General features: G+C 73.9%; 15 protein-coding genes and 1 tRNA gene. All 16 read right to left on the bottom strand.

What is annotated here, in order from left to right; all coding sequences use genetic code 11:
* Positions 1–45 precede the first annotated feature (45 nt).
* The 16 genes from ACSU6Z_RS25325 to ACSU6Z_RS25250 all read right to left on the bottom strand — a co-directional run bounded on the left by ACSU6Z_RS25325 (position 46) and on the right by ACSU6Z_RS25250 (position 19,493).
* Positions 46–130, bottom strand: a tRNA-Leu gene (locus ACSU6Z_RS25325).
* A 318-nt stretch (positions 131–448) separates the two neighbouring features.
* A complete protein-coding gene (locus tag ACSU6Z_RS25320; RefSeq protein ID WP_437050478.1) occupies positions 449–1,582 on the bottom strand; it encodes a sugar phosphate isomerase/epimerase family protein in 1,134 nt (377 codons plus the stop codon).
* 207 nt (positions 1,583–1,789) lie between these two features.
* Positions 1,790–3,178: a nucleotide pyrophosphatase/phosphodiesterase family protein gene (locus ACSU6Z_RS25315; RefSeq protein ID WP_437049006.1), complete on the bottom strand. Its 1,389-nt coding sequence runs from the start codon at positions 3,176–3,178 to the stop codon at positions 1,790–1,792.
* The gene (gene eboE / locus ACSU6Z_RS25310; RefSeq protein WP_437049005.1) at positions 3,175–4,344 is read right to left on the bottom strand and encodes a metabolite traffic protein EboE; all 1,170 of its coding nucleotides are present in this window, start codon (positions 4,342–4,344) and stop codon (positions 3,175–3,177) included. The genes ACSU6Z_RS25315 and eboE overlap by 4 nt, the downstream gene beginning before the upstream one ends.
* Positions 4,345–4,347: 3 nt before the next feature.
* Entirely contained in the window at positions 4,348–5,196 is an 849-nt protein-coding gene (locus tag ACSU6Z_RS25305; RefSeq protein ID WP_437049004.1) for a TatD family hydrolase, read from the bottom strand.
* Positions 5,196–5,963 (bottom strand): EboA domain-containing protein, encoded by a 768-nt coding sequence (locus ACSU6Z_RS25300; RefSeq protein ID WP_437049002.1) that lies wholly within the window; start codon positions 5,961–5,963, stop codon positions 5,196–5,198. The genes ACSU6Z_RS25305 and ACSU6Z_RS25300 overlap by 1 nt, the downstream gene beginning before the upstream one ends.
* Positions 5,960–6,880: a sugar phosphate isomerase/epimerase family protein gene (locus ACSU6Z_RS25295; protein WP_437050477.1), complete on the bottom strand. Its 921-nt coding sequence runs from the start codon at positions 6,878–6,880 to the stop codon at positions 5,960–5,962. Before ACSU6Z_RS25295 ends, ACSU6Z_RS25300 begins: the two co-directional genes overlap by 4 nt.
* Positions 6,881–6,957: 77 nt before the next feature.
* On the bottom strand, positions 6,958–8,019 hold the full coding sequence (locus tag ACSU6Z_RS25290) for an SCO3242 family prenyltransferase (RefSeq protein WP_437049000.1): 1,062 nt from the start codon (positions 8,017–8,019) through the stop codon (positions 6,958–6,960).
* Positions 8,016–9,254, bottom strand: coding sequence for an inositol-3-phosphate synthase (locus ACSU6Z_RS25285; protein WP_437048998.1), 1,239 nt, complete (start codon positions 9,252–9,254; stop codon positions 8,016–8,018). Before ACSU6Z_RS25285 ends, ACSU6Z_RS25290 begins: the two co-directional genes overlap by 4 nt.
* A gap of 106 nt (positions 9,255–9,360) precedes the next feature.
* Positions 9,361–10,725 (bottom strand): ThuA domain-containing protein, encoded by a 1,365-nt coding sequence (locus tag ACSU6Z_RS25280; protein WP_437048996.1) that lies wholly within the window; start codon positions 10,723–10,725, stop codon positions 9,361–9,363.
* A gap of 14 nt (positions 10,726–10,739) precedes the next feature.
* Complete coding sequence (locus ACSU6Z_RS25275; protein ID WP_437048994.1) at positions 10,740–13,250, bottom strand: PQQ-dependent sugar dehydrogenase; 2,511 nt, start codon at positions 13,248–13,250, stop codon at positions 10,740–10,742.
* 85 nt (positions 13,251–13,335) lie between these two features.
* Positions 13,336–14,334 (bottom strand): sugar phosphate isomerase/epimerase family protein, encoded by a 999-nt coding sequence (locus tag ACSU6Z_RS25270; RefSeq protein ID WP_437048993.1) that lies wholly within the window; start codon positions 14,332–14,334, stop codon positions 13,336–13,338.
* A 33-nt stretch (positions 14,335–14,367) separates the two neighbouring features.
* Complete coding sequence (locus tag ACSU6Z_RS25265; protein ID WP_437048991.1) at positions 14,368–15,708, bottom strand: Gfo/Idh/MocA family protein; 1,341 nt, start codon at positions 15,706–15,708, stop codon at positions 14,368–14,370.
* Between the two features lie 178 nt (positions 15,709–15,886).
* Complete coding sequence (locus ACSU6Z_RS25260) at positions 15,887–16,942, bottom strand: substrate-binding domain-containing protein (RefSeq protein ID WP_437048990.1); 1,056 nt, start codon at positions 16,940–16,942, stop codon at positions 15,887–15,889.
* A 17-nt stretch (positions 16,943–16,959) separates the two neighbouring features.
* Positions 16,960–17,979, bottom strand: a complete 1,020-nt coding sequence (locus ACSU6Z_RS25255; protein ID WP_437048988.1) for an ABC transporter permease — start codon at positions 17,977–17,979, stop codon at positions 16,960–16,962.
* Positions 17,976–19,493 carry a sugar ABC transporter ATP-binding protein gene (locus tag ACSU6Z_RS25250; protein WP_437048987.1) on the bottom strand — a complete coding sequence of 506 codons (1,518 nt, stop codon included), beginning with the start codon at positions 19,491–19,493 and terminating at the stop codon, positions 17,976–17,978. Before ACSU6Z_RS25250 ends, ACSU6Z_RS25255 begins: the two co-directional genes overlap by 4 nt.
* Between the last annotated feature and the right edge of the window lie 50 nt (positions 19,494–19,543).

The following is a 19,543-nucleotide window of genomic DNA, read 5'->3' as shown; positions in this document are numbered from 1 at the left end:
GCGACCGGCAGGTCGAGGCCCTCGAGAACGTATTGTTCGACTGTGTGTCCGAGGGGGGACTTGAACCCCCACGCCCAATAAAGGGCACTAGCACCTCAAGCTAGCGCGTCTGCCATTCCGCCACCCGGACTAGGTGTCTGCCGCCTTGCCGGGGTGTTCCCCGCGGCGACAGGAACAACCATACCAAGGTTTCGCAGTGCCTTTCACCTGCGCTTCCGTCCCCCGGGCGAGGGTCCGGCGCCCGGGTTCCCAGGACACCCGGATGTGCGCCGTGCGCGATCGGGCGATCACCCGTGGTGTGCGAGTGGCGCCCGTCCGGTTCCTCCCTCACGGAGGGAGCCGGCGCCCCGGGGAGCCGGGCGGCCGTTCCCCCGCTGGTCCCCGGGACCCTGGGCCGGGCGGCCCCTCCCCGGGGTGCGGGAGGGACCGCCCGGTACGTCGTCCGCGGTCAGCGGCGGCGCCTGCGCAGGGCCGCCAGGTTGTCGTAGCTGATCTTCGCCTCGCGCAGCGACTGGGCGGGGTCGGTGGCGCTCGGCGAGTTGTCGTCCTCGATCATCGGGTTGTGGTAGTTGCGGTGCCCGACGCGGGAGAAGAACGTCGTGTAGTCGATGACGCCGGTGCCGAACGGCACCATCTCGTAGCCCATGCCGTTGGTGGTGCTGACGACGCCGTCCTTGGCGTGGAACAGCGGGTAGCGCTTGTTGTGGCGGGCGACCAGGCCGGCGGGGTCGAAGACGTCCTCGCGGGTGGAGCCGTCGTGGGCGGTGTAGGTGCGGAACTTGTACTGGGCCACGTGCGCCCAGAAGATGTCCATCTCCAGCCAGACGGCCTTCGGGTCGGTGATCTGGAGGAAGTACTCCAGCTTCCGGATGCCCGAGCTGCGGGTGGGCCGGCCCTGGGCGTCCAGCGGGCCGCCGTCCAGCAGGAAGCCGTAGGCGGCGTCGTGGTTGTGGGTGTAGAGCTTGATGCCCTCGCGGCGGGCGATCTCGCCGAGGGCGTTCCACTTGTCGGCGGCCACGTCCCAGTCGGCCCGGTGGGAGCTGCCGGTGGGGTCGCCGCCGGTGCCCATGTGGTCCATGCCGAGGATGTTGGCGATTTCCAGGTGCCTCTTGAAGGTGTCCAGGTCGGCGGTGGTCAGTGGCCAGGACGGCGGGATGAAGCCGTGGTTGCCCTGGGCGCGCAGGCCGTACTCGTCGAGCCAGGAGCGCAGCAGTTTCGCGCCCTCGACCGTCTCCAGGTTCGCGCCGCCGGGCGCGTTGGCGTGCTGGCGGTAGCCGGCGAACTCGACCTGGCGGTAGCCGTGGCGGGCGAGCTGCTTGAAGACCTCGCGGAAGCCGGAGGGCAGGTCGGTGGCGAGGGGGTCGCGGCCGGTGGCGTCGCGGACGGTGTAGAGGATGATGCCGCGCTTGTGGGCGGGGACCAGGACGTCGCCGCGGCCGTGGCCGTGGCCGGCGGCACTGTCGCCGGCCTGGGCGGCGAGGGCGGGCGGGGCGCCGAAGACGGGGGCCGCGATCGCGGCGCCGGCGACGGCGGTGCAGGTGCCGAGGAAGCGGCGGCGGCCTACGCCGAGGCTGCGGCGCAGGGCCTCGTCGGGGCCGGCTGCCGCGTCGGCCGCGGTGACCGCGTCGGTGCCGGTGGTGCGGTCGGTGCGGGGAAACCGGTGAAACCGGGGAAACAGGGTCACGGGTGCCTGCCTTCTCTGTCGTGACCGGCGCCGATGTGCTCGGGGCGGGGTCGTTGTCAGTGGTGCGTGCTTCACTGCATGCAGCTGGATCCCGGCGGCCGTGCGTCAGCCGAGTCCGGCGAGACGGAGCAGGAGTTGCTTGACGTCGGTGGCCTCGACGCGGTCGCCGACGGCGCGGGGGGTGGAGCAGATGAGGAGCGGACCGTCGTCGTCGCTCGCGGGGAGGCGGCCGTGGCTGCCGCGAATAGGCGAGGCGTCCAGCGGCACGACCGCCATGCGGTAGCGCATGCCGAGTTTCTTGCGGGCCAGGGCGGTGGCCGCCTTGACCTTGACGTAGGGGTCGAGCGGGTCCATGAACAGCTCGACCGGGTCGTAGCCGGGTTTGCGGTGGATCTCGACGAGCCGCGCGAAGTCGGGCGCGCGGGCGTCGTCGAGCCAGTAGTAGTACGTGAACCAGGCCTCCGGCTCGGCGACGGCGACGAGGTCGCCGGCGCGCGGGTGGTCGAGGTGGTGGGTCTTCTTGCCCTCGTCGTCGAGGAGCTGGTCGATGCCGGGCAGGCCGTCGAGGGCGGCGCGGGCCGCGTCCAGGTCCTCGGGGCGGCGGACGTAGACGTGGGCGATCTGGTGGTCGGCGACCGCGAAGGCGCGGGACGCCATCGGGTCGAGGTACTCCATGCCGTCCTGCGTGTGCACCTCCAGCAGCCCGGCGCGGCGCAGGGCGCGGTTGATGTCCACGGACCGGTTCACGCGGGTGATGCCGTACTCGGACAGCGCGACGACGGTGCGGCCCTCGGCGCGGGCGTCGTCCAGGAGCGGGGCCAGGGCCGCGTCCAGGTCAGCGGCGGCCTTCAGGGAGCGGGGGTCGTCGGGGCCGAAGCGCTGGAGGTCGTAGTCGAGGTGGGGGAGGTAGCAGAGCGTCAGGTCGGGCCGGCGGGTGCGCGTGATGTGGCGGGTGGCGTCGATGATCCACCGGCTGGACACCAGGTCCGCGCCGGGGCCCCAGAAGTGGAAGAGGGGGAAGGTGCCGAACTTCTCGGTGAGTTCGTCGTGCAGCGCGGCGGGCCGGGTGTAGCAGTCGGGTTCCTTGCGGCCGTCGGCGTAGTAGACGGGACGGGGGGTGACGGTGATGTCGGTGTCGGCGCCCATGGCGTACCACCAGCAGATGTTGGCGACCGTGTAGCCGGGGTGGGCGCGGCGGGCGGCGTCCCAGAGCTTGTCGCCGGCGACGAGCCCGTTGTGCTGGCGCCACAGCAGGACGTCGCCGAGTTCGCGGAAGTACCAGCCGTTGCCGACGATGCCGTGCTCGGAGGGGAGGGCGCCGGTGAGGAAGGTGGACTGGGCGGCGCAGGTGACGGCGGGTAGGACGGTGCCGAGGGGAGCGTGGGAGCCGGACCGCGCGAGGGTCTTCAGGTGGGGCATGTGATCCAGGAGGCGTGGGGTGAGGCCGACGACGTCCAGGACGAGGAGCGGGGTTGGCCCTTCGGGTCGGGTCATGGCAGTTCCTTCAGACCGAGGTCCGTCAGCAGGTCGCGGGCGAGGGCGAGTTCGGCGGCGATGCCGTCGGCGAGCTGGGCGCGGGCGCGGGGCCGCAGCTCGGGCGGGAGGGCCTGCCAGGTGTAGGTCTCGACCTCCAGGTGGCGGGTGAGCGGGTGCGGGCCGCCGACGAGCCGGGTCAGCGCGGCCTTGAGGACGGGGAGCGTGGAGGTGAGGGGCGCGGCGGGGGCCGCGTGCAGCGGGACGTGGAAGTGGGAGCGCCAGGGCGCCGTGCCGGGCAGAGCGCCGCCGGCGAGGGCCTCGTCGAGGTCGTCGGTGGCGTGCAGGCCGGCGGTGGTGGCGGCGCGGGTCTGGTGCAGGAAGCGGGGCTCGGCGAAGGCGGCGAGCGCGGCGCGGACCTCGGGGCGGTGGGGATGTTCGGCGTGCAGGGCGGCGGACAGCTGAGACTTGACGACGGGGACGCGGGCGTCGGCGAGGGCGTCCAGGGCGGTGTGCGGGTCCTCGAAGGAGGTGGCGAGGTGACAGGTGTCGACGCAGATGCCGATGCGGGGGTGGGCGATGGCGGTGAGCGGGTCGAGGGCGTCCCGGGTGGTCTCCACGACGCAGCCGGGTTCGGGTTCCAGGCCGACGCGGATGGAGCGGCCGGTCAGTTCCTGAAGGGCGTCCAGGCGTTCGGCGAGGGTGGCCAGGGCGGCGTGGGCCTTGTCGGCGCGGGCGGCGTCGTAGTCGGTGCGCCAGGCCAGCGGGAGGGTGGAGATGCTGCCCTCGGTGACGTCGTCGGGCAGGAGCGCGGCGAGGACGCGCGCGAGGGAGGTGGTGTGGTCCAGGCGTTCGGGGTCGGCCCAGTCCGGCTTGTAGACGCGGTACTTGACCTCTTCGGCGCCGAAGCCCTCGTAAGGGAAGCCGTTGAGGGTGACGACCTCCAGGCCGCGCCGGTCGAGTTCGGCGCGCAGGCCGCGCAGCGCCGACGGATCGGTGACCAGGGCGTGGGCGGCGTCGCGGGCCAGCCACAGGCCGATGCCGAGGCGGTCGCGGCCCAGGCGGCGGCGGACCGGTTCGCAGTGGTCGCGGAGCTGGGCGAGGACGCCGTCGAGGGTCTCGGCGGGGTGCACGTTGGTGCAGTAGGCGAGGTGGACGACGGAGCCGTCGGGGTGCTTGAAGCGCATCGCTCACTCCCCGCCGCGCAGGATCGAGTTCCCCTCGTGGGTGGCGCCCGGCGCGGCGACGTCCAGGTCGAGGCGTCCGCTGAGCCCGTAGAACGCGACCGGGTTGCGCCACAGCACGCGGTCGACGTCGTCCTCGTCGAAGCCCTCGGCGAGCATGAGGTCGGCGACCTTGCGGGTCTTCAGCGGGTCGCTGCGGCCCCAGTCGGCGGCGGAGTTGACCAGCACCCGCTCGAGACCGTACTCGCGCAGGATCGCGACCATCCGCTTCTCGTCCATCTTGGTGTCGGGATAGACGGAGAAGCCGAGCCAGGCGCCGCCGTCCCTGGCCTCCTTGACGGTGGTCTCGTTGAGGTGGTCGACCAGGACCCGGTCGGCGGGGAGCGCGGACTCGCGGACCACGTCCAGGGTGCGGCGCAGACCGGCCAGCTTGTCGCGGTGGGGGGTGTGCACGAGCGCGGGCAGGCCGTGGTCGGCGGCGAGCTGGAGCTGGGCGGCGAGCGCGGTGTCCTCGGCGGGGGTCATCGAGTCGTAGCCGATCTCGCCGACGGCGACGACGCGGTCCTTGACGAGGTACCGGGGCAGTTCGTCGAGGACGGGGGCGCAGCGCGGGTCGTTCGCCTCCTTGGGGTTGAGGGCGATCGTGCAGTGGTGGGCGATGCCGTACTGGGCGGCGCGGAAGGGTTCCCAGCCGAGCAGGGAGTCGAAGTAGTCGCGGAAGGAGGCGGGGGAGGTGCGGGGCTGGCCCAGCCAGAAGGCGGGTTCGACGACGGCGCGGACGCCCGCGGCGTACATGGCCTCGTAGTCGTCGGTGGTCCGGGAGGTCATGTGGATGTGGGGGTCGAAGATGCGCATCAGGACTCCTTGCCGTAGGGGCCGGCCGGGCGGGGCGAGCCGGTCGCGGGCTCGGTCAGGGCCAGGACGCGGTGCAGGTCCTCGGGGACGGGGCGGCCGGCGGCCTCGCGTTCGGCGGCGTAGTCGGCGAGCATCCGGGCGAGTTCCGCGTCCCCGCGGGCGCGGTGGGCCAAGTCCGCCACATGGTCCACGCGGACACCGGTGAACAGGCACTTCAGCACGGCGTGCCGCCACTGGTGGGGGCCGAGGTGCCGGGCGGCGTACGGGCCGACGGCGGCGGCCAGCAGACGGGTGTCGTTGGTGCGCAGGGCGTCCTCCACGAGCGGGAGGGCCTCGGGGCCGGGCACGAGGTGGGGCAGGGCGTGCAGGACGGCGCGGCGTTCGTCGGCGGTGCCCTGGGCGTAGACGCGGGCCAGGGCGTCGGCGTCGGCGCGGGCCGCGTGCAGGATGAGGACGCGGGCGGCGTCCGCGTGGGCGGGGCCGCAGCGCCGGCCGGCCTCGGCCAGGCGCAGTTCCCACACGGAGATGGGGCCGCGGCCGCCGGGATGGGTGGCGGCCTCGTCGAGCGCCTGGTCGAGCCAGGCGCGGGCGGCGCCGCCGAGGCGGGCGGAGAGGTCGGTGCGCAGGCGGTCCGGCGGGACGAGGGCGGGGGTGGTGCCCTCGGTGTCCGGTGCGGTGCCGGTGCCGGTGCCGGTGCCGTCCGTGTCCTGGGTGGCGCGGGTGGCGCGGGTGGCGCGGGTGGCGCGGGTGGCGTGGGGATACGTCATGGGGTGCTCCCTTCGGGGGTGGCGGAGGGGACGGTCCCGGACGGCCGGTCGGCAAAGGCCACCGCCGCGTGGCGGAGGAACGGGAGGGAGCGTGCGGCGTGGTGGGGTCCGGCGTGGGAGTGGCGGGGCAGTTCGACGACGGTCAGGCCCCGGTAGCCGGTGGCGGCGAGGGCCGCGAGGACGGGCGGGAAGTCGATCTCGCCGTCGCCGAAGGGGAGGTGTTCGTGGACGCCGCGGCGCATGTCCTCGATCTGGACGTGCCGCAGCCAGGGGCCGGCGGCGCGGACGCAGTCGGCGGGAGGGAGGGGTTCGAGGCACTGGCAGTGGCCGATGTCCAGGGTGAGGCCGAGGGAGCCGGGGTCGCCGAGGGCGCGGCGCAGGCGGTGGAAGCCGTCGAGGGTGGCGAGGAGGTGACCGGGTTCGGGTTCGACGGCCAGGGGGACGCCGGCGGTGGCGGCGGCGTCCACGACCGGGGCGAGGGCCTCGGCCAGGCGTTTCCACGCCGTGTCCTCGTCCGTGCCGTCGGGGGTGGTACCGCTGAAGCAGTGGACGGCGTGGGCGCCGAGGTCGGCGGCGACGCGCACGGCGGTCAGGAGCAGGCCGGCACGGCGGGCGCGGTCGTCGGGGTCGGGGTCGAGGAGACAGGGCCCGTGCTTGCGGCGCGGGTCGAGGACGTAGCGGGCTCCCGTCTCCACCGTGACGCCCAGGCCGAGCGCGTCCAGCCGCCGCGCGACCCGGCGGGTGCGGGCGGCGAGGTCCGGGGCGAGCGGGTCGAGGTGCATGTGGTCGAGGGTGAGGCCGACGCCGTCGTAGCCGAGGTCGGCGAGCAGGGCGAGGGCGTCGTCGAGGCGGAGGTCGGTCAGGCCGTTGGTGCCGTAGCCGAAACGGAGGGGGGCGGGGCCGGGAGCGCCGGGCACCGGTTCCGTGCCCCGGGGCCGGACGCCCCCGGCCGGGGCCGTCGCCGGCCGGTCGTCGGGGCGGTGGACTGCGTGGCTCACGTGATGCTCACCTTCCTCGCGAACTTCCGTCCGGCCGGTGCGAGGGCCGCGATCAGGAGCGCGGTGGCCGCGGCGCCGGAGCGGGCGGTGAGTGCGGCCTGGAGGGGGATCGTGGCGCGGATGCCGCCGCCGACGGCTCGTTGGGTGAGCGGGGGTGAGGGGTTGAGGGCGGCGTGGAGGTAGGGCCGGGCGGCGGTCGCGGCGTAGGCGGCGCCGAGGGCGGCGGTGAGGCGGGCGGCGCCCCGGCCGGGACCGGACCGGACGGCGGCGGCCGGACGGGCGCTGCCCCGGCCGGCGCCGGGATCCGGGAGGGGACCCGGGAGGGGACCCGGCAGGCCGGGGGCGGCTGCTTCCCGTCGGCCTGCCGGGAGTCGGGCGGGGCGGCGGGTCACCAGCCGGGTCAGCACCCCGGTCGTGACGCAGGCCGCCAGCGGGGCCAGGGCCGAACCGCCGCGGGTCTCCCGGCGGGACACGGCCGTGACCGCGAGGGTGTGGGTGCCCAGCAGCGCGGCGGACGGCAGCGCGGCGCGGGTGCGGCCCGTGGTGGCCGCGGCGCCCAGCAGCAGGTCGAGGCCGCGGGCCGCGGCCATGGCCGCGGGGCCGGCCGGCGTGTGCTTCAGGGTGAGGTCGTAGGCCCAGACGGTCGCCGCGAGCGGTGTGGCGACGGCGAGGGCCCGGCGGCCCGCGCCGGCGGCCAGGGCCAGTCCGGCGCCGGTGAGGGCGCAGGCCGCGGTGAGGGCGGCGGCCGGACGGACGCGGCCGGACGGCAGCGGGCGGTGCGGGCGCTCGGCGGCGTCCTCGGCGCGGTCCGCCCAGTCGTTGAGGGCCATGCCGGCCTCGTACAGGCAGAGGGAGGAGCCGATGGCGAGCAGGGCGCGGGGACCGGCGGGCGCCCCGGCGGCCGCGGCGCCCGCCAGGACGTCGCCGGGAACGGTGAACAGCGCGGGCAGGCGCAGCAGTTCGGCCCAGGCGGATGCGCGGGACGAGCCTGACGCTCGGGCCGGCTGCCCGGTGCGCGCGGGGGACGCGGCGGATGCCGGGGCGTCGGCCGGGGTCATCGCCGGCCTCCGGGCCCGTCGGCACGGCCGGGCCGCCGCTGCGGTCGTCCGCCCGGCCCCTCCCCCGTCCGTTCGTCCGGCCGTTGCCCCGCCGCCGCTTCCCGCAGCCGCTGCGCGAACCGGCCCAGTTCGGCGTACTGCTCCGCCAGGCCCGCCGGCGCTTCCCCCACGGGGTCCTTGAAGTAGAAGGCCAGCTCGCTCAGCGGGCCGGACAGGCCCGCCTCGTGGGCACGGGCGGCCAGCCGGGCCAGGTCCAGCACGAGCGGGGCGGCCAGGGCGGAGTCGCAGCCCTGCCAGATGGTCTGGAGGATCATGCGGGAGCCGAGGAAGCCGTCGAAGGCGACGTGGTCCCAGGCGGTCTTGAAGTCGCCGAGGGCGGGGACGTCGTCGATGTGGACCTCGCCCTCGGGGGCGGTGCCGAGGGTGTCGGCGAGGACGCGTTCCTTGCCGGCGTTCTTCGCCGCCGCGGCGGCCGGGTCGGCGAGGGCGGCGCCGTCGCCGCCGCCGAGGAGGTTGGTGCCGGACCAGGCGCGGACCGTGAGCGCCCGCTGGGCGAACATCGGGCCCAGCACCGAGCGCAGCAGCGTCTGCCCGGTCTTGCCGTCGCGGCCCGCGTGCGGCAGGCCGCTCGCCGCCGCGGCCCCGGCCAGCGCCGGGTGGTGCAGTCCGGTGGAGGGGGTGAAGTTGACGTACGGGCAGCCGGCGCGCAGGGCCGCCGCCGCGTACAGGGAGCTGGGCGGCAGGGTGTCGCCGGCGGGCGCGGGTTCGGTGGAGGCGACGTTCACGACGACGGCCCGCGCCAGCCCCGCGCGCCGTACGAAGTCGCGGATGTCCGCGGCGAAGGCGGTGATCAGCGCCTCCTCGTCGCGGGTGTCGCCGGGCAGGGGGCCGCCGGGGCGGATCTCGCGGTCGGCGGCGGCCAGTTCGGCGTGGACGGCGGCGGGCAGGCCGGGCGGCAGCACGTTGCCGGCGGCGAGGGCCTCGGCGCGTTTGGGCAGGGGGCAGTCGACGGTGTCGTGGCCGCCGAAGACGAGGGAGGGCAGGGGCGGCAGCCCGGTGCCGGCGAAGACGGGTGTCTCGGTGACCATGCCGGTCGGCGGGTGCAGGCCGGCGGCCACGGCGGCGCAGCCCGCCACCACGGTCGTGGCGACGGAGCCCCGCGCTCCGATCAGCCACACACCGGTGCGGGACGCGGAAGCGGAAGGGGAAGGCGAGGGGGAGGGGGACGCGGACATGGGCAGCCTCCTTGTCACACGCGTCTGGGCAGAGCCCCGGAACGGTCCCGGGGAAGCCGGGTGGTTGACGGCGGGCGGGGGTCCGGCGTCCCCCGCCCGCCGCCGCTCAGTGGCCCTGCGAGGTGGTCGCGGGCAGTTCCTTGATCCGGATGTCGCGGAAGGACACCCGGTCCTCGGCTCCGTGGTTCTGGATGCCGATGTGTCCGTCGGCCAGGCTCCGGGCCGGGTCGGTGTTGGTGAAATCGTTGATCTTCACGCCGTTGAGCCAGACGCGGAGCCGTTCGCCCTCCACGCGGATCTCGTACGTGTTCCACTCCCCCGGCGGGTTCAGCGCGCGGTCGCGCTTCCTCAGGTCGGCGGATTGGAAGCCGTAGACGGACCCGGTGGTGCGCTCGGGCACGTCGGTGGCGTCGATCTGGATCTCGTAACCGTTGTCCACCGCCGACCAGGGGTCGTCGGAGGGCGGGAAGCCCACGAAGACACCGGAGTTGTCGTCCCCGGACTCCGAGGCCATCCGCCAGTCCAGCTTCAGCGAGTACGAGCCGAAGCTCCGGTCGGCGTACCAGAGCATGCCCATGCCGCCGGAGGAGGTGAGCGTGCCGTCCTCGCTCAGCGTGAACGAGCCGGGGCCCGCCTGCTTCCAGCCGTCCAGGGAGGTGCCGTCGAGGAGCGGCCGGTAGCCGTTCTCCGGCCGGCAGTCGGCCTGGGCGTCGCCGATGGCCCACCGGATGCCGCCGAGCAGGTGCTCGCGGAAGGCGGGTTCGGCGTAGGACTCCTTGGTGTGGCCGCCGCCGGTGTAGAAGGCGCGGCCGCCCTGGTAGTCCTGGCACCAGGCGATCGGGTGGTCGCCGTGCATGGTGCCGCCGACGTAGGACGCCTCGTCGAGCGAGGCGAGGACGCGGGCCCGTTCCCGGGGGTTGGTGCGGTAGTTGTACCACTCGTCGGTGCGGTCCCACGTGCGCGCCAGGTGCGAGGTCGCCGGGTGGGCGCGGTCCTCGACGTCCACGGTGGCCGGCTGGATCGCCGGGTGGGACTGGAAGTGGGCGCCGGCCAGGCCGCCGTAGAACTCCCAGTCGTACTCGGTGTCGGCCGCGGCGTGCACGCCGACGTAGGCGCCGCCGCCGCGGATGTAGCCCTCGAAGGCGCGCTGCTGCGCGGCGTCGAGGACGTCACCCGTGGTGGACATGAACACGACGGCGTCGTAGCGCCGCAGGTTGCGCGGGGTGAACGCGCCCGCGTCCTCGGTGGCGTCGACCTTGAAGCCGCCCGTCTCGCCGAGCCGCTTCACCGTGGCGACGCCCTCGGGGATCGAGTCGTGGCGGAAGCCGGCCGTCTTGGAGAAGACCAGCACCCGCTTCCCGGCGGTCCCGCCCTCCTCGCCCCCGGTCTGCGAGGCGGCTGTTCCCGACACGGTGCCCAGGAGCAGGGCGGCACCCACGGCGGCGGTCGTCACTCGTCCGGTCACGCGCATGGCGTCACCTCCTTTCAGTCGGTCGTGAAGGTGAAGTCGTCCACGTCGAACAGGGCACCCGTGCCGCTGCCCTTGAAGACCAGGAAGAGCTCGGTGGTGCCGCGCGGGGCGCGGGACAGGTCGGCGGAGACGTCCTGGAAGGTCTCCCAGCCGCCGGTGGCCGGAACGGCCGCCTTGCCGAGCAGCGTGCCCGTGGGGGACCCGGCGCGGAACTCCAGGGTGCCGCCGGTGCCGCCGGAGGAGACGCGGGCGGTGACCTTCTGCGCGTCGCTCAGGACGTACGGCGTGAAGGAGATCCAGTCACCGTGGTGGATCTCGCCGACGGTCCTGCCGCCGTGCGCGGCCTCCTTGGTGATGACCGAGACGCCCGAGGAGTCGCCGAAGTGCTCGGCCTGACGGTGCTTGGGCTGGGTGACGTTCTGGTCGTGGGTGGTCAGCGGGGCCTGGCCGCCGCCCCCGTTGTCGGTGTACTCGGCGTCGAAGACGCCGAAGATGTTCGCGTTCTCGTCGTGGCCGCCGTCGGCGCTGGTCTGGATGGTGCCCGAGCAGCCGTTGGCGGAGGTGAGCGGGTGGCCGTGGGTGTCGTGGCCGAGGATGAAGGTGACCTTGACCTTGGAGCAGTCGACGGACCGGCCGTCCTCGGGGTCGGTGACCCGCACCTTGAACGGGACGGCGTCACCGAAGCTGAACAGCTGGCCGTCCTTGGGCAGGTCCAGCGTCACCTTGGGCGCGGTGTTGCCGACGACGATCTGCACGCTCGCGCTGCCGGTGCGGCCGGAGGGGTCCTTCACCGTCAGCGTCGCGGTGTAGGTGCCGTTCTTGCGGTACCGGTGCGTCGGGTCGGCCTGGGTGGAGGTGGAGCCGTCACCGAAGTCCCAGCTGTAGGTGAGGGCGTCGCCGTCCTGGTCGGTGGTGCCCGCGGAGGAGAAGCGCACCCGCAGCGGGGCCCGGCCGGAGGTCTTGTTCGCGGCGGCCTGGGCGACGGGCGAGTGGCCGTCGGTGGCGTTCTCGATGCGGTACAGGGCAGAGTGTTCGTCGCCGCCGAACCAGGACAGGCCGTAGTCGAGGACGTACAGCGCCCCGTCGGGCCCGAACTCCATGTCCATCACCTGGGTGCCGGACCAGGGCACGTCGTTGATCGCCTGCACGGTCCCGTCGGCGTCGCTGGTGATCCGCTTGATCCAGCGCCGTCCGAACTCCCCGACGAAGAGGTCGCCGTCGTAGGCCTCGGGGAACTTCACCGGCGAGTCCAGGTCCGGGTCGTAGTGGTAGACGGGGCCGCCCGTCGGGGACTCGGAGCCGTCGCCGAACTCGGGCACGGAGGGGCCGTCGTAGGGGATCCAGGCCGGCTGCGCCGGGGGCAGGTCCGTCAGGCCGGTGTTGTGCGGGGAGTCGTTCCTCGGGGCGGCGCAGTCGAAGGCCTCGCCGGACTGCCCGGTGGCGAAGTCGTAGTCGACGTAGGCGTCGTTGTCGCCGGTGCAGTACGGCCAGCCGAAGTTGCCGGGGCCGGTGACGCGGGCGAACTCGACCTGGCCGGCCGGGCCCCGGTCCGGGTCGGCGGAACCGGCGTCGGGGCCGTAGTCGCCGACGTAGAGGATGCCGGTCTCCTTGTCGACGTTGAACCGGAACGGGTTGCGGAAGCCCATGGCGTAGATCTCGGGCCGCGTCCTGTCCGTGCCGGGCGGGAAGAGGTTGCCCTCGGGGATGGAGTAGGAGCCGTCCTCGTTCACCTTGATGCGCAGGATCTTGCCGCGCAGGTCGTTGGTGTTGCCGGAGGTGCGCTGGGCGTCGAAGGCCGGGTTGCGGTTGGCGCGCTCGTCGATCGGGGTGTAGCCGTCCGACTGGAACGGGTTGGAGTCGTCGCCGGTCGACAGGTAGAGGTTGCCCTGCGCGTCGAAGTCGATGTCGCCGCCGACGTGGCAGCACATGCCGCGGGTGGTCGGCACGTCGAGGATCTTCTTCTCGCTGGCGGTGTCGAGGGTGCCGTCCTCCCTCAGCACGAACCGGGAGAGCCGGTTGACGCCCTCGAAGGGCGCGAAGTCGGCGGCGGTGCCGGTCTCGGGGGCATCGCCGGCGGGGGTGTTCATCGGCGGCGCGTAGTACAGGTAGATGTAACGGTTCTGCGCGAAGCCGGGGTCGATGCCGACGCCCTGCAGGCCCTCCTCGTCGTGGGAGTACACGTCGAGCTTGCCCGCGATCTTGGTGTTGCCCGCCGCGTCGGTCAGGCGCAGCTCGCCGTCGCGGGAGGTGTGCAGGACCGAGCGGTCGGGCAGGACGGCCAGCGACATGGGCTCGCCGACCTCCGGCTCGCCCTTGGCGAGGGTGACCTGCTGGAAGTCCTCGGCGGCCGGGGCGGCTTTCGCCTCGGTGCCGGCCGCCCCCGCCTGCGGGGCGGCGAGGGTGAGGGAGGTGCCCGCCAGCAGGGCGCCGGTGAGCAGGGCGATCGCCTGCCGGAACGGGCGCCGTCTGGTGATCCCGGCTCTGTCGGTGCCGGTGGTGCGGTTGGTGCGGTCGTTCCCGTGCACTGATGCCTCCTGGAAGGGGCCGGTCGTACGGGTCGGGTGCGTGGACGCCGGGGTGCGCCGTCACCCCGGGGACGGTGAGCGGTGGTCAGTTGCCGAACGCGGCGTCGAAGGAGGCCGACGGCGGTTCGAAGTCGTAGGCCTTCAGGCGGGTCAGCGCCTCGGGGGCGCCCTGGAGCCGGTCCATGCCGGCGTCCTCCCACTCCACGGAGATCGGGCCCCGGTAGTCGATGGCGCGCAGCATCCGGAAGACGTCCTCCCAGGGCACGTCGCCGTGGCCGGCGGAGACGAAGTCCCAGCCCCGGCGCGGGTCGCCCCACGGCAGGTGGGAGCCGAGGCGGCCGTTGCGGCCGTCGAGGCGTGTGCGGGCCTCCTTGCAGTCCACGTGGTAGATCCGGTCGCGGAAGTCCCACAGGAAGCCGACGGGGTCCAGGTCCTGCCACACGAAGTGGGACGGGTCGAAGTTGAGGCCGAAGGCGGGGCGGTGGCCGACCGCCTCCAGCGCCCGCCGGGTGGTCCAGTAGTCGTAGGCGATCTCGCTGGGGTGGACCTCGTGGGCGAACCGTACGCCCTCGGCGTCGAAGACGTCCAGGATCGGGTTCCAGCGCTCGGCGAAGTCCTCGTAGCCGCGCTCGATCATCGACTCGGGGGCGGGCGGGAACATGGCGACCAGGTGCCAGATGGCGGAACCGGTGAAGCCGACGACGGTGTCGACGCCCAGGGCCGCCGCGGCCCGCGCGGTGTCCTTCAACTCGGCGGCGGCGCGCTGCCGCACGCCCTCGGGCTCGCCGTCGCCCCAGATGCGGGCGGGCAGGATCGCCCGGTGGCGTTCGTCGATGATGGCGTCGCAGACGGCCTGACCGACGAGGTGGTTGGAGACGGCCCAGCACTTCAGGCCGTACTTGTCCAGGAGCCGGTGGCGGCCTTCCACGTACGACGGATCGGCCAGTGCCTTGTCGACCTCGAAGTGGTCGCCCCAGCAGGCGAGTTCCAGGCCGTCGTAACCGAAGTCGCGGGCCAGGCGGCAGACCTCCTCCAGCGGGAGGTCCGCCCACTGGCCGGTGAACAGGGTGAAGTTGCGCGGCATCCGTATCTGTCTCCCTCTGGCTTCGGTGTCTTCTCAGGCCGCGATCGGGGTGTAGACGGAGTTCTTCTCGGCGCTCTCCTCCACCGCCGCCAGCACGCGCTGCACCTGGAGCCCGTCGGCGAAGGACGGCTCGGGCCGGCGCCCCTCGGCGATGGCGTGGACCAGGTCGCGGGCCTGGTGGACGAAGGTGTGCTCGTAGCCGAGGCCGTGGCCCGGCGGCCACCAGCCCTCCAGGTAGGGGTGGTCGGACTCGGTGACGAGGATGCGGCGGAACCCCGCGAGCGCGGCGGGTTCCGTACCGTCGTGGTACGACAGCTCGTTGAGCCGTTCCAGGTCGAAGGCGAGGGAGCCGCGCTCGCCGTTGAGCTCGATGCGCAGGGCGTTCTTGCGGCCGGTGGCGTACCGGGTGGCCTCGAAGGAGGCCAGGGCGCCGGAGGGGAAGCGGCCGGTGAACAGGGCGGCGTCGTCGACGGTGACCTGCCCGGTGCCGCCGCCGGCCGGGGCGGCGGACAGGCCCTGGGCGGTGCGGCCGGGCAGCGGGCGTTCCCTCACGAAGGTCTCGGTGAGGCCGGAGACGCCCGCGAGGTGCTCGCCGGCCAGGTACTGCGCGAGGTCGACGATGTGCGCCCCGAGGTCGCCGAGCGAGCCGGAGCCGGCCTGCTCCTTGCGCAGCCGCCAGGTCAGCGGCGCGGCCGGGTCGACGAGCCAGTCCTGGAGGTACGTCACCCGCACGTGCCGCAGCCTGCCGACGCGGCCCTCGGCGACCATGCGGCGGGCCAGCGCGGCCGCTGGGACCCGGCGGTAGTTGAAGCCGACCATGGCCAGCCGGCCGCGCGCGTGGGCCTCTTCGGCGGCCCGGACCATCGCCTCGGCCTCGGCGACGGTGTTGGCCAGCGGCTTCTCGCACAGGACGTGCTTGCCGGCGGCGAGCGCGGCCAGCGCGATCTCGGCGTGGCTGTCGCCGGGGGTGCAGATGTCGACGAGGTCGATGTCGTCCCGTTCGACCAGCGCCCGCCAGTCGGTCTCGGCCGACGCCCAGCCGTGCCGGTCGGCCGCCGCGCGGACGGCCTCGGCGTCCCGGCCGCAGATCGCGGCCAGCTCCGGGGCGAGCGGCAGGTCGAAGACGCGGCCCGCGGTGCGCCAGCCCTGGGAGTGGGCGGCACCCATGAAGGCGTAGCCGACCATGCCGACGCGCAGCGGCGGCTTGACGGCGCCGGTCGCCGGGGCGGCCTGCGCGGTGGCCGGTGCGGCGCCCCCGTTCCCGGTGCCGGCACCGGCCGCCGCCGGGGCGGGGGCCGCCCCCGTGCTGCGGCCCGTGGCCCCGGTCCCGGCGGCTGCTGCCTCGGCCCTGCCGGGCTGCTGCGGCTGTCCCATGCGGATGTCCTCCTCGTGTCGTGGCGCGGTGGGGGGTGGGCCCGTCCGGTGGAGCCGCCCGTGGGCACGCCCGGCGGGTGCGCCGGCTCGCGGCGCCCCTCTCCCGGCGGTCCCCTCCCGGCGGCCTCCTCCGGTGGCCCCGTCCTGCGGGCTGGTCAGGCCCGCGGGGCCGGGCTCCTCACTGGAAACCGGTGGACATGTACTCGTCGACGTTCTCCTTGTCGACCACGGTCGAGTACAAGGTGATCGACGACGGGATCTCGTGCTCGGCGAGACCGCTGATGCCCTTGCCCTGGCCGAGGGCGCGGGCGAGGTCGATCGCGGAGGCGGCCATGGTCGGCGGGTACAGGACGGTCGCCTTGAGCACGCCGTCGTCCCGCTTGATGGCCTGGAAGGCGGACAGGGCGCCCGCGCCGCCGACCATCAGGAAGTCGTCGCGTCCGGCCTGCTCGATGGCGCGCAGCGCGCCGACGCCCTGGTCGTCGTCGTGGTTCCACAGCGCGTCGAACCCCGACTGAGCCTGGAGCAGCTGGGCCATCTTGGCCTGCCCGGACTCGACGGTGAAGTCCGCGGCCTGGCGGGCCACCTTCTTGATGTTGGGGTAGTTCTTCAGGGCGTCGTCGAAGCCCTGGGTGCGCTGCCGGGTCAGTTCCAGGTTGTCCAGTCCGGCCAGTTCGACGACCCGGGCGTCCGGCTTGTCCTTGAGCTTCTCGCCGATGTAGTGGCCGGCGTTGAGGCCCATGCCGTAGTTGTCGCCGCCGACCCAGCAGCGGTAGGCCTGCGGGGTGTTGAAGACCCGGTCCAGGTTGACCACCGGGATGCCGGCCCGCATCGCCTTCAGCCCGACCTGGGTGAGCGCCTTGCCGTCGGCGGGCAGCACCACCAGGACGTCGACCTTCTTGTTGATGAGGGTCTCGATCTGCCCGATCTGCTGGGCGGTGTCGTTGGAGCCCTCGGTGACCTCCAGGGTGACGTCGGAGTACCTCTCGGCACGGCTCTTGGCCTGGTCGTTGATGGCGTTGAGCCAGCCGTGGTCGGCGAGCGGGCCCGCGTAGCCGATGGTGACCCGCTTGCCGGGCTTGTCGTCGGCGACCGGCTGGGTGTTCCGGGCCGACCCGTCGTCGGAGTCGCCGGTCTCGTTGCTGGTGCACCCGGTGAGGAAGGCGCCGGCGGAGACGGCGGCGGCCCCGAGGAGCAGTCCTCTGCGGCTGGTGGAAGGCGACGGCTCTGGCATGGCGGTGAACCCTTTCGTCAGGTCGTGCTCGCGGTACGGCGCTGGACCAGCACGGCGGCGACGATGATCGCGCCCTTGGCGATCTGCTGGACGTCGCTCTGCAGGTTGTTCAGGGCGAAGATGTTGGTGATCGTGGTGAAGATCAGGACGCCGAGCACGGAGCCGACGATGGTGCCGCGGCCTCCGCTGAGCAGGGTCCCGCCGATGATCGCGGCGGCGATGGCGTCGAGCTCGTACAGGTTGCCGTTGGTGTTCTGGCCGGAGCCGGACAGGACGATCAGCAGGAAGGCGGCGATGCCGCAGCACAGCCCGGACAGCAGGTACAGGTACAGCCGCTGGCGGCGGACGTCGATGCCGGCCAGCCGGGCCGCCTCCGCGTTGCCGCCGACGGCGACGGTGCGGCGGCCGAAGGTGGTGCGGTTCAGCAGCAGCCAGCCGACGACGGTGACGGCCGCGAAGACCAGCACCAGCGGCGGGACGCCGAGCACGTAGGCGTCGCGCTCGCCGAGGTCGAGGACGCCCTCGACGGTGACGATCTGCGTCTTGCCGTCGGTGATCTGCAGGGCCAGGCCGCGGGCCGAGGCCAGCATGGCGAGGGTGGCGATGAACGGGACCATGGCCCCGTAGGCGATGAGCACGCCGTTGACCAGCCCGCAGCCCACCCCGACGACGATCGCGGTGAAGAGGATGCCGCCGAAGCCGTACTCCTGGGTGGCCACCGTGGTCGCCCACACCGAGGCGAGCGCGACGATCGCGCCGACCGACAGGTCGATGCCGCCGGAGACGATGACGAAGGTCATGCCGACGGTGACGACGCCGATCACGGACGCCTGGGTGAGGACGAGTTGCAGGTTGCGGGTGTCGAGGAACTCGTCGGGCTTGGTGATGCCGCCGATGAGGACCAGGACGGCGAGGACGCCGAGCAGGGACAGGGTGCGGACGTCGGCTCGGGCGGTCAGGCCCCGCCGGGCGGGCGGGCCGTCCGCCGCCGCCGCTTTTCCGGTGCCGCCCCGTGGCGGGGACACGTGCTGCGTCATGACGCCGGGCTTCCTTCCATCACGAGGTCGAGTACGCGGTGTTCGTCGAGTTCGCGGGCGGGCGCCTCGTGCACGACGCGGCCCTCGCGCAGCACCAGCACCCGGTCGGCGAGGCCGAGCACCTCGGGCACCTCGCTGGAGACCAGCAGCACGGCCAGGCCCTCGTCGGCCAGGCGCCGGATCACGGCGTACAGTTCGGCGCGGGCGCCGACGTCGACGCCGCGGGTGGGTTCGTCGAGCAGCAGCACCCGGCAGCCGCGCAGCAGCCAGCGGGCCAGGACGGCTTTCTGCTGGTTGCCGCCGGACAGGGTGCGCACCGGCACGGACGGGTTGTCGGGCCTGAGGGACAGTTCGCGGGTGGCGGCCCGGGCGGCGCCCAGCTCGGCGCCCCGGTCGATCCAGCCGCCGCGCGCGAAGCGGGACATCGAGGAGACCGACACGTTGCGGGTGACGGACTCCAGCATCAGCAGGGCCTGCGCCTTGCGTTCCTCCGGGGCGAGCCCGAGTCCGGCGCGGACGGCGGCGCGCACGCTGCCCGGGCGCAGGGGCCGCCCGCCGACGAGGACCCGGCCGGCGGTCGGCTTGCGTGCGCCGTAGATCGTCTCCAGGACCTCGGAGCGGCCGGAGCCGACGAGTCCGGCGAGCCCGACGATCTCCCCGGGGCGGACCTCCAGGTCGAGGGGCGCGAACTCGCCGTCGCGCGCGAGCCCCTGCACCCGGAGCACCGGGTCCCCGCCGGGCGGTGCCGCCGGCCGCTCGGGGAAGACGTACTCCACGGTGCGCCCGGTCATCAGCGACACCACCTCGCCGGTCGGCGTCGTCTTCGCGGGCAGTCCGCGGGCGACGGCCCGGCCGTCCTTCAGGACGGTGACCCGGTCGCCGATGCGGCGGATCTCCTCCAGGCGGTGCGAGATGTAGACGACGGCGACGCCGTCGGCGGTGAGGTCGCCGACGATGCGGAAGAGGTTGTCGACCTCGTCCGGGTCGAGCGCGGCGGACGGCTCGTCCATCACGATCAGCCGTACGTCGTGGGAGAGGGCGCGTGCCATCGACACGATCTGCTGCTGGGCCGCCGACAGGTCCCCGACCAGGCCGGCCGGGTCGATCTCGGGGTGTCCGAGCCGTTTCAGCAGCGCGGCCGTCGCGGCGCGGGCCGCCTTGCCGCGGACGACGAAACCGGCGGTGGTGGGCTCGTGGCCGAGGTGGACGTTCTCGGCGACGGACAGGTGCTCCACCAGGTCGAGTTCCTGGTAGATGGTGGCGATCCCCAGGCGCATGGCGGCGATCGGCGAGCGCAGCGTGACGTCCTCGCCGCGCCAGCGCAGGCGGCCGGTATCGGGTTGGTGGACGCCGGCCAGGACTTTGATGAGCGTGGACTTCCCGGCGCCGTTCTGGCCGAGCAGGCAGTGCACTTCGCCGGCCTGGACGTCCAGGTCGACACCGTCGAGGGCCCGGACGCCGGGGAACGACTTGGTGATGCCGGACATGCTGAGCAGCGGTGGTTCTGGTGCCATGTGAGGTCCCCTCGGCGGGCGTCGTGCGGGCCGGTGTCAGGACGGAGCGG

The sequence above is a fragment of the Streptomyces sp. enrichment culture genome, from assembly GCF_964273145.1.
In the GTDB taxonomy this organism is placed as follows: Bacteria; Actinomycetota; Actinomycetes; order Streptomycetales; family Streptomycetaceae; genus Streptomyces.
This window is presented reverse-complemented; position numbering and strand designations above follow the sequence as displayed.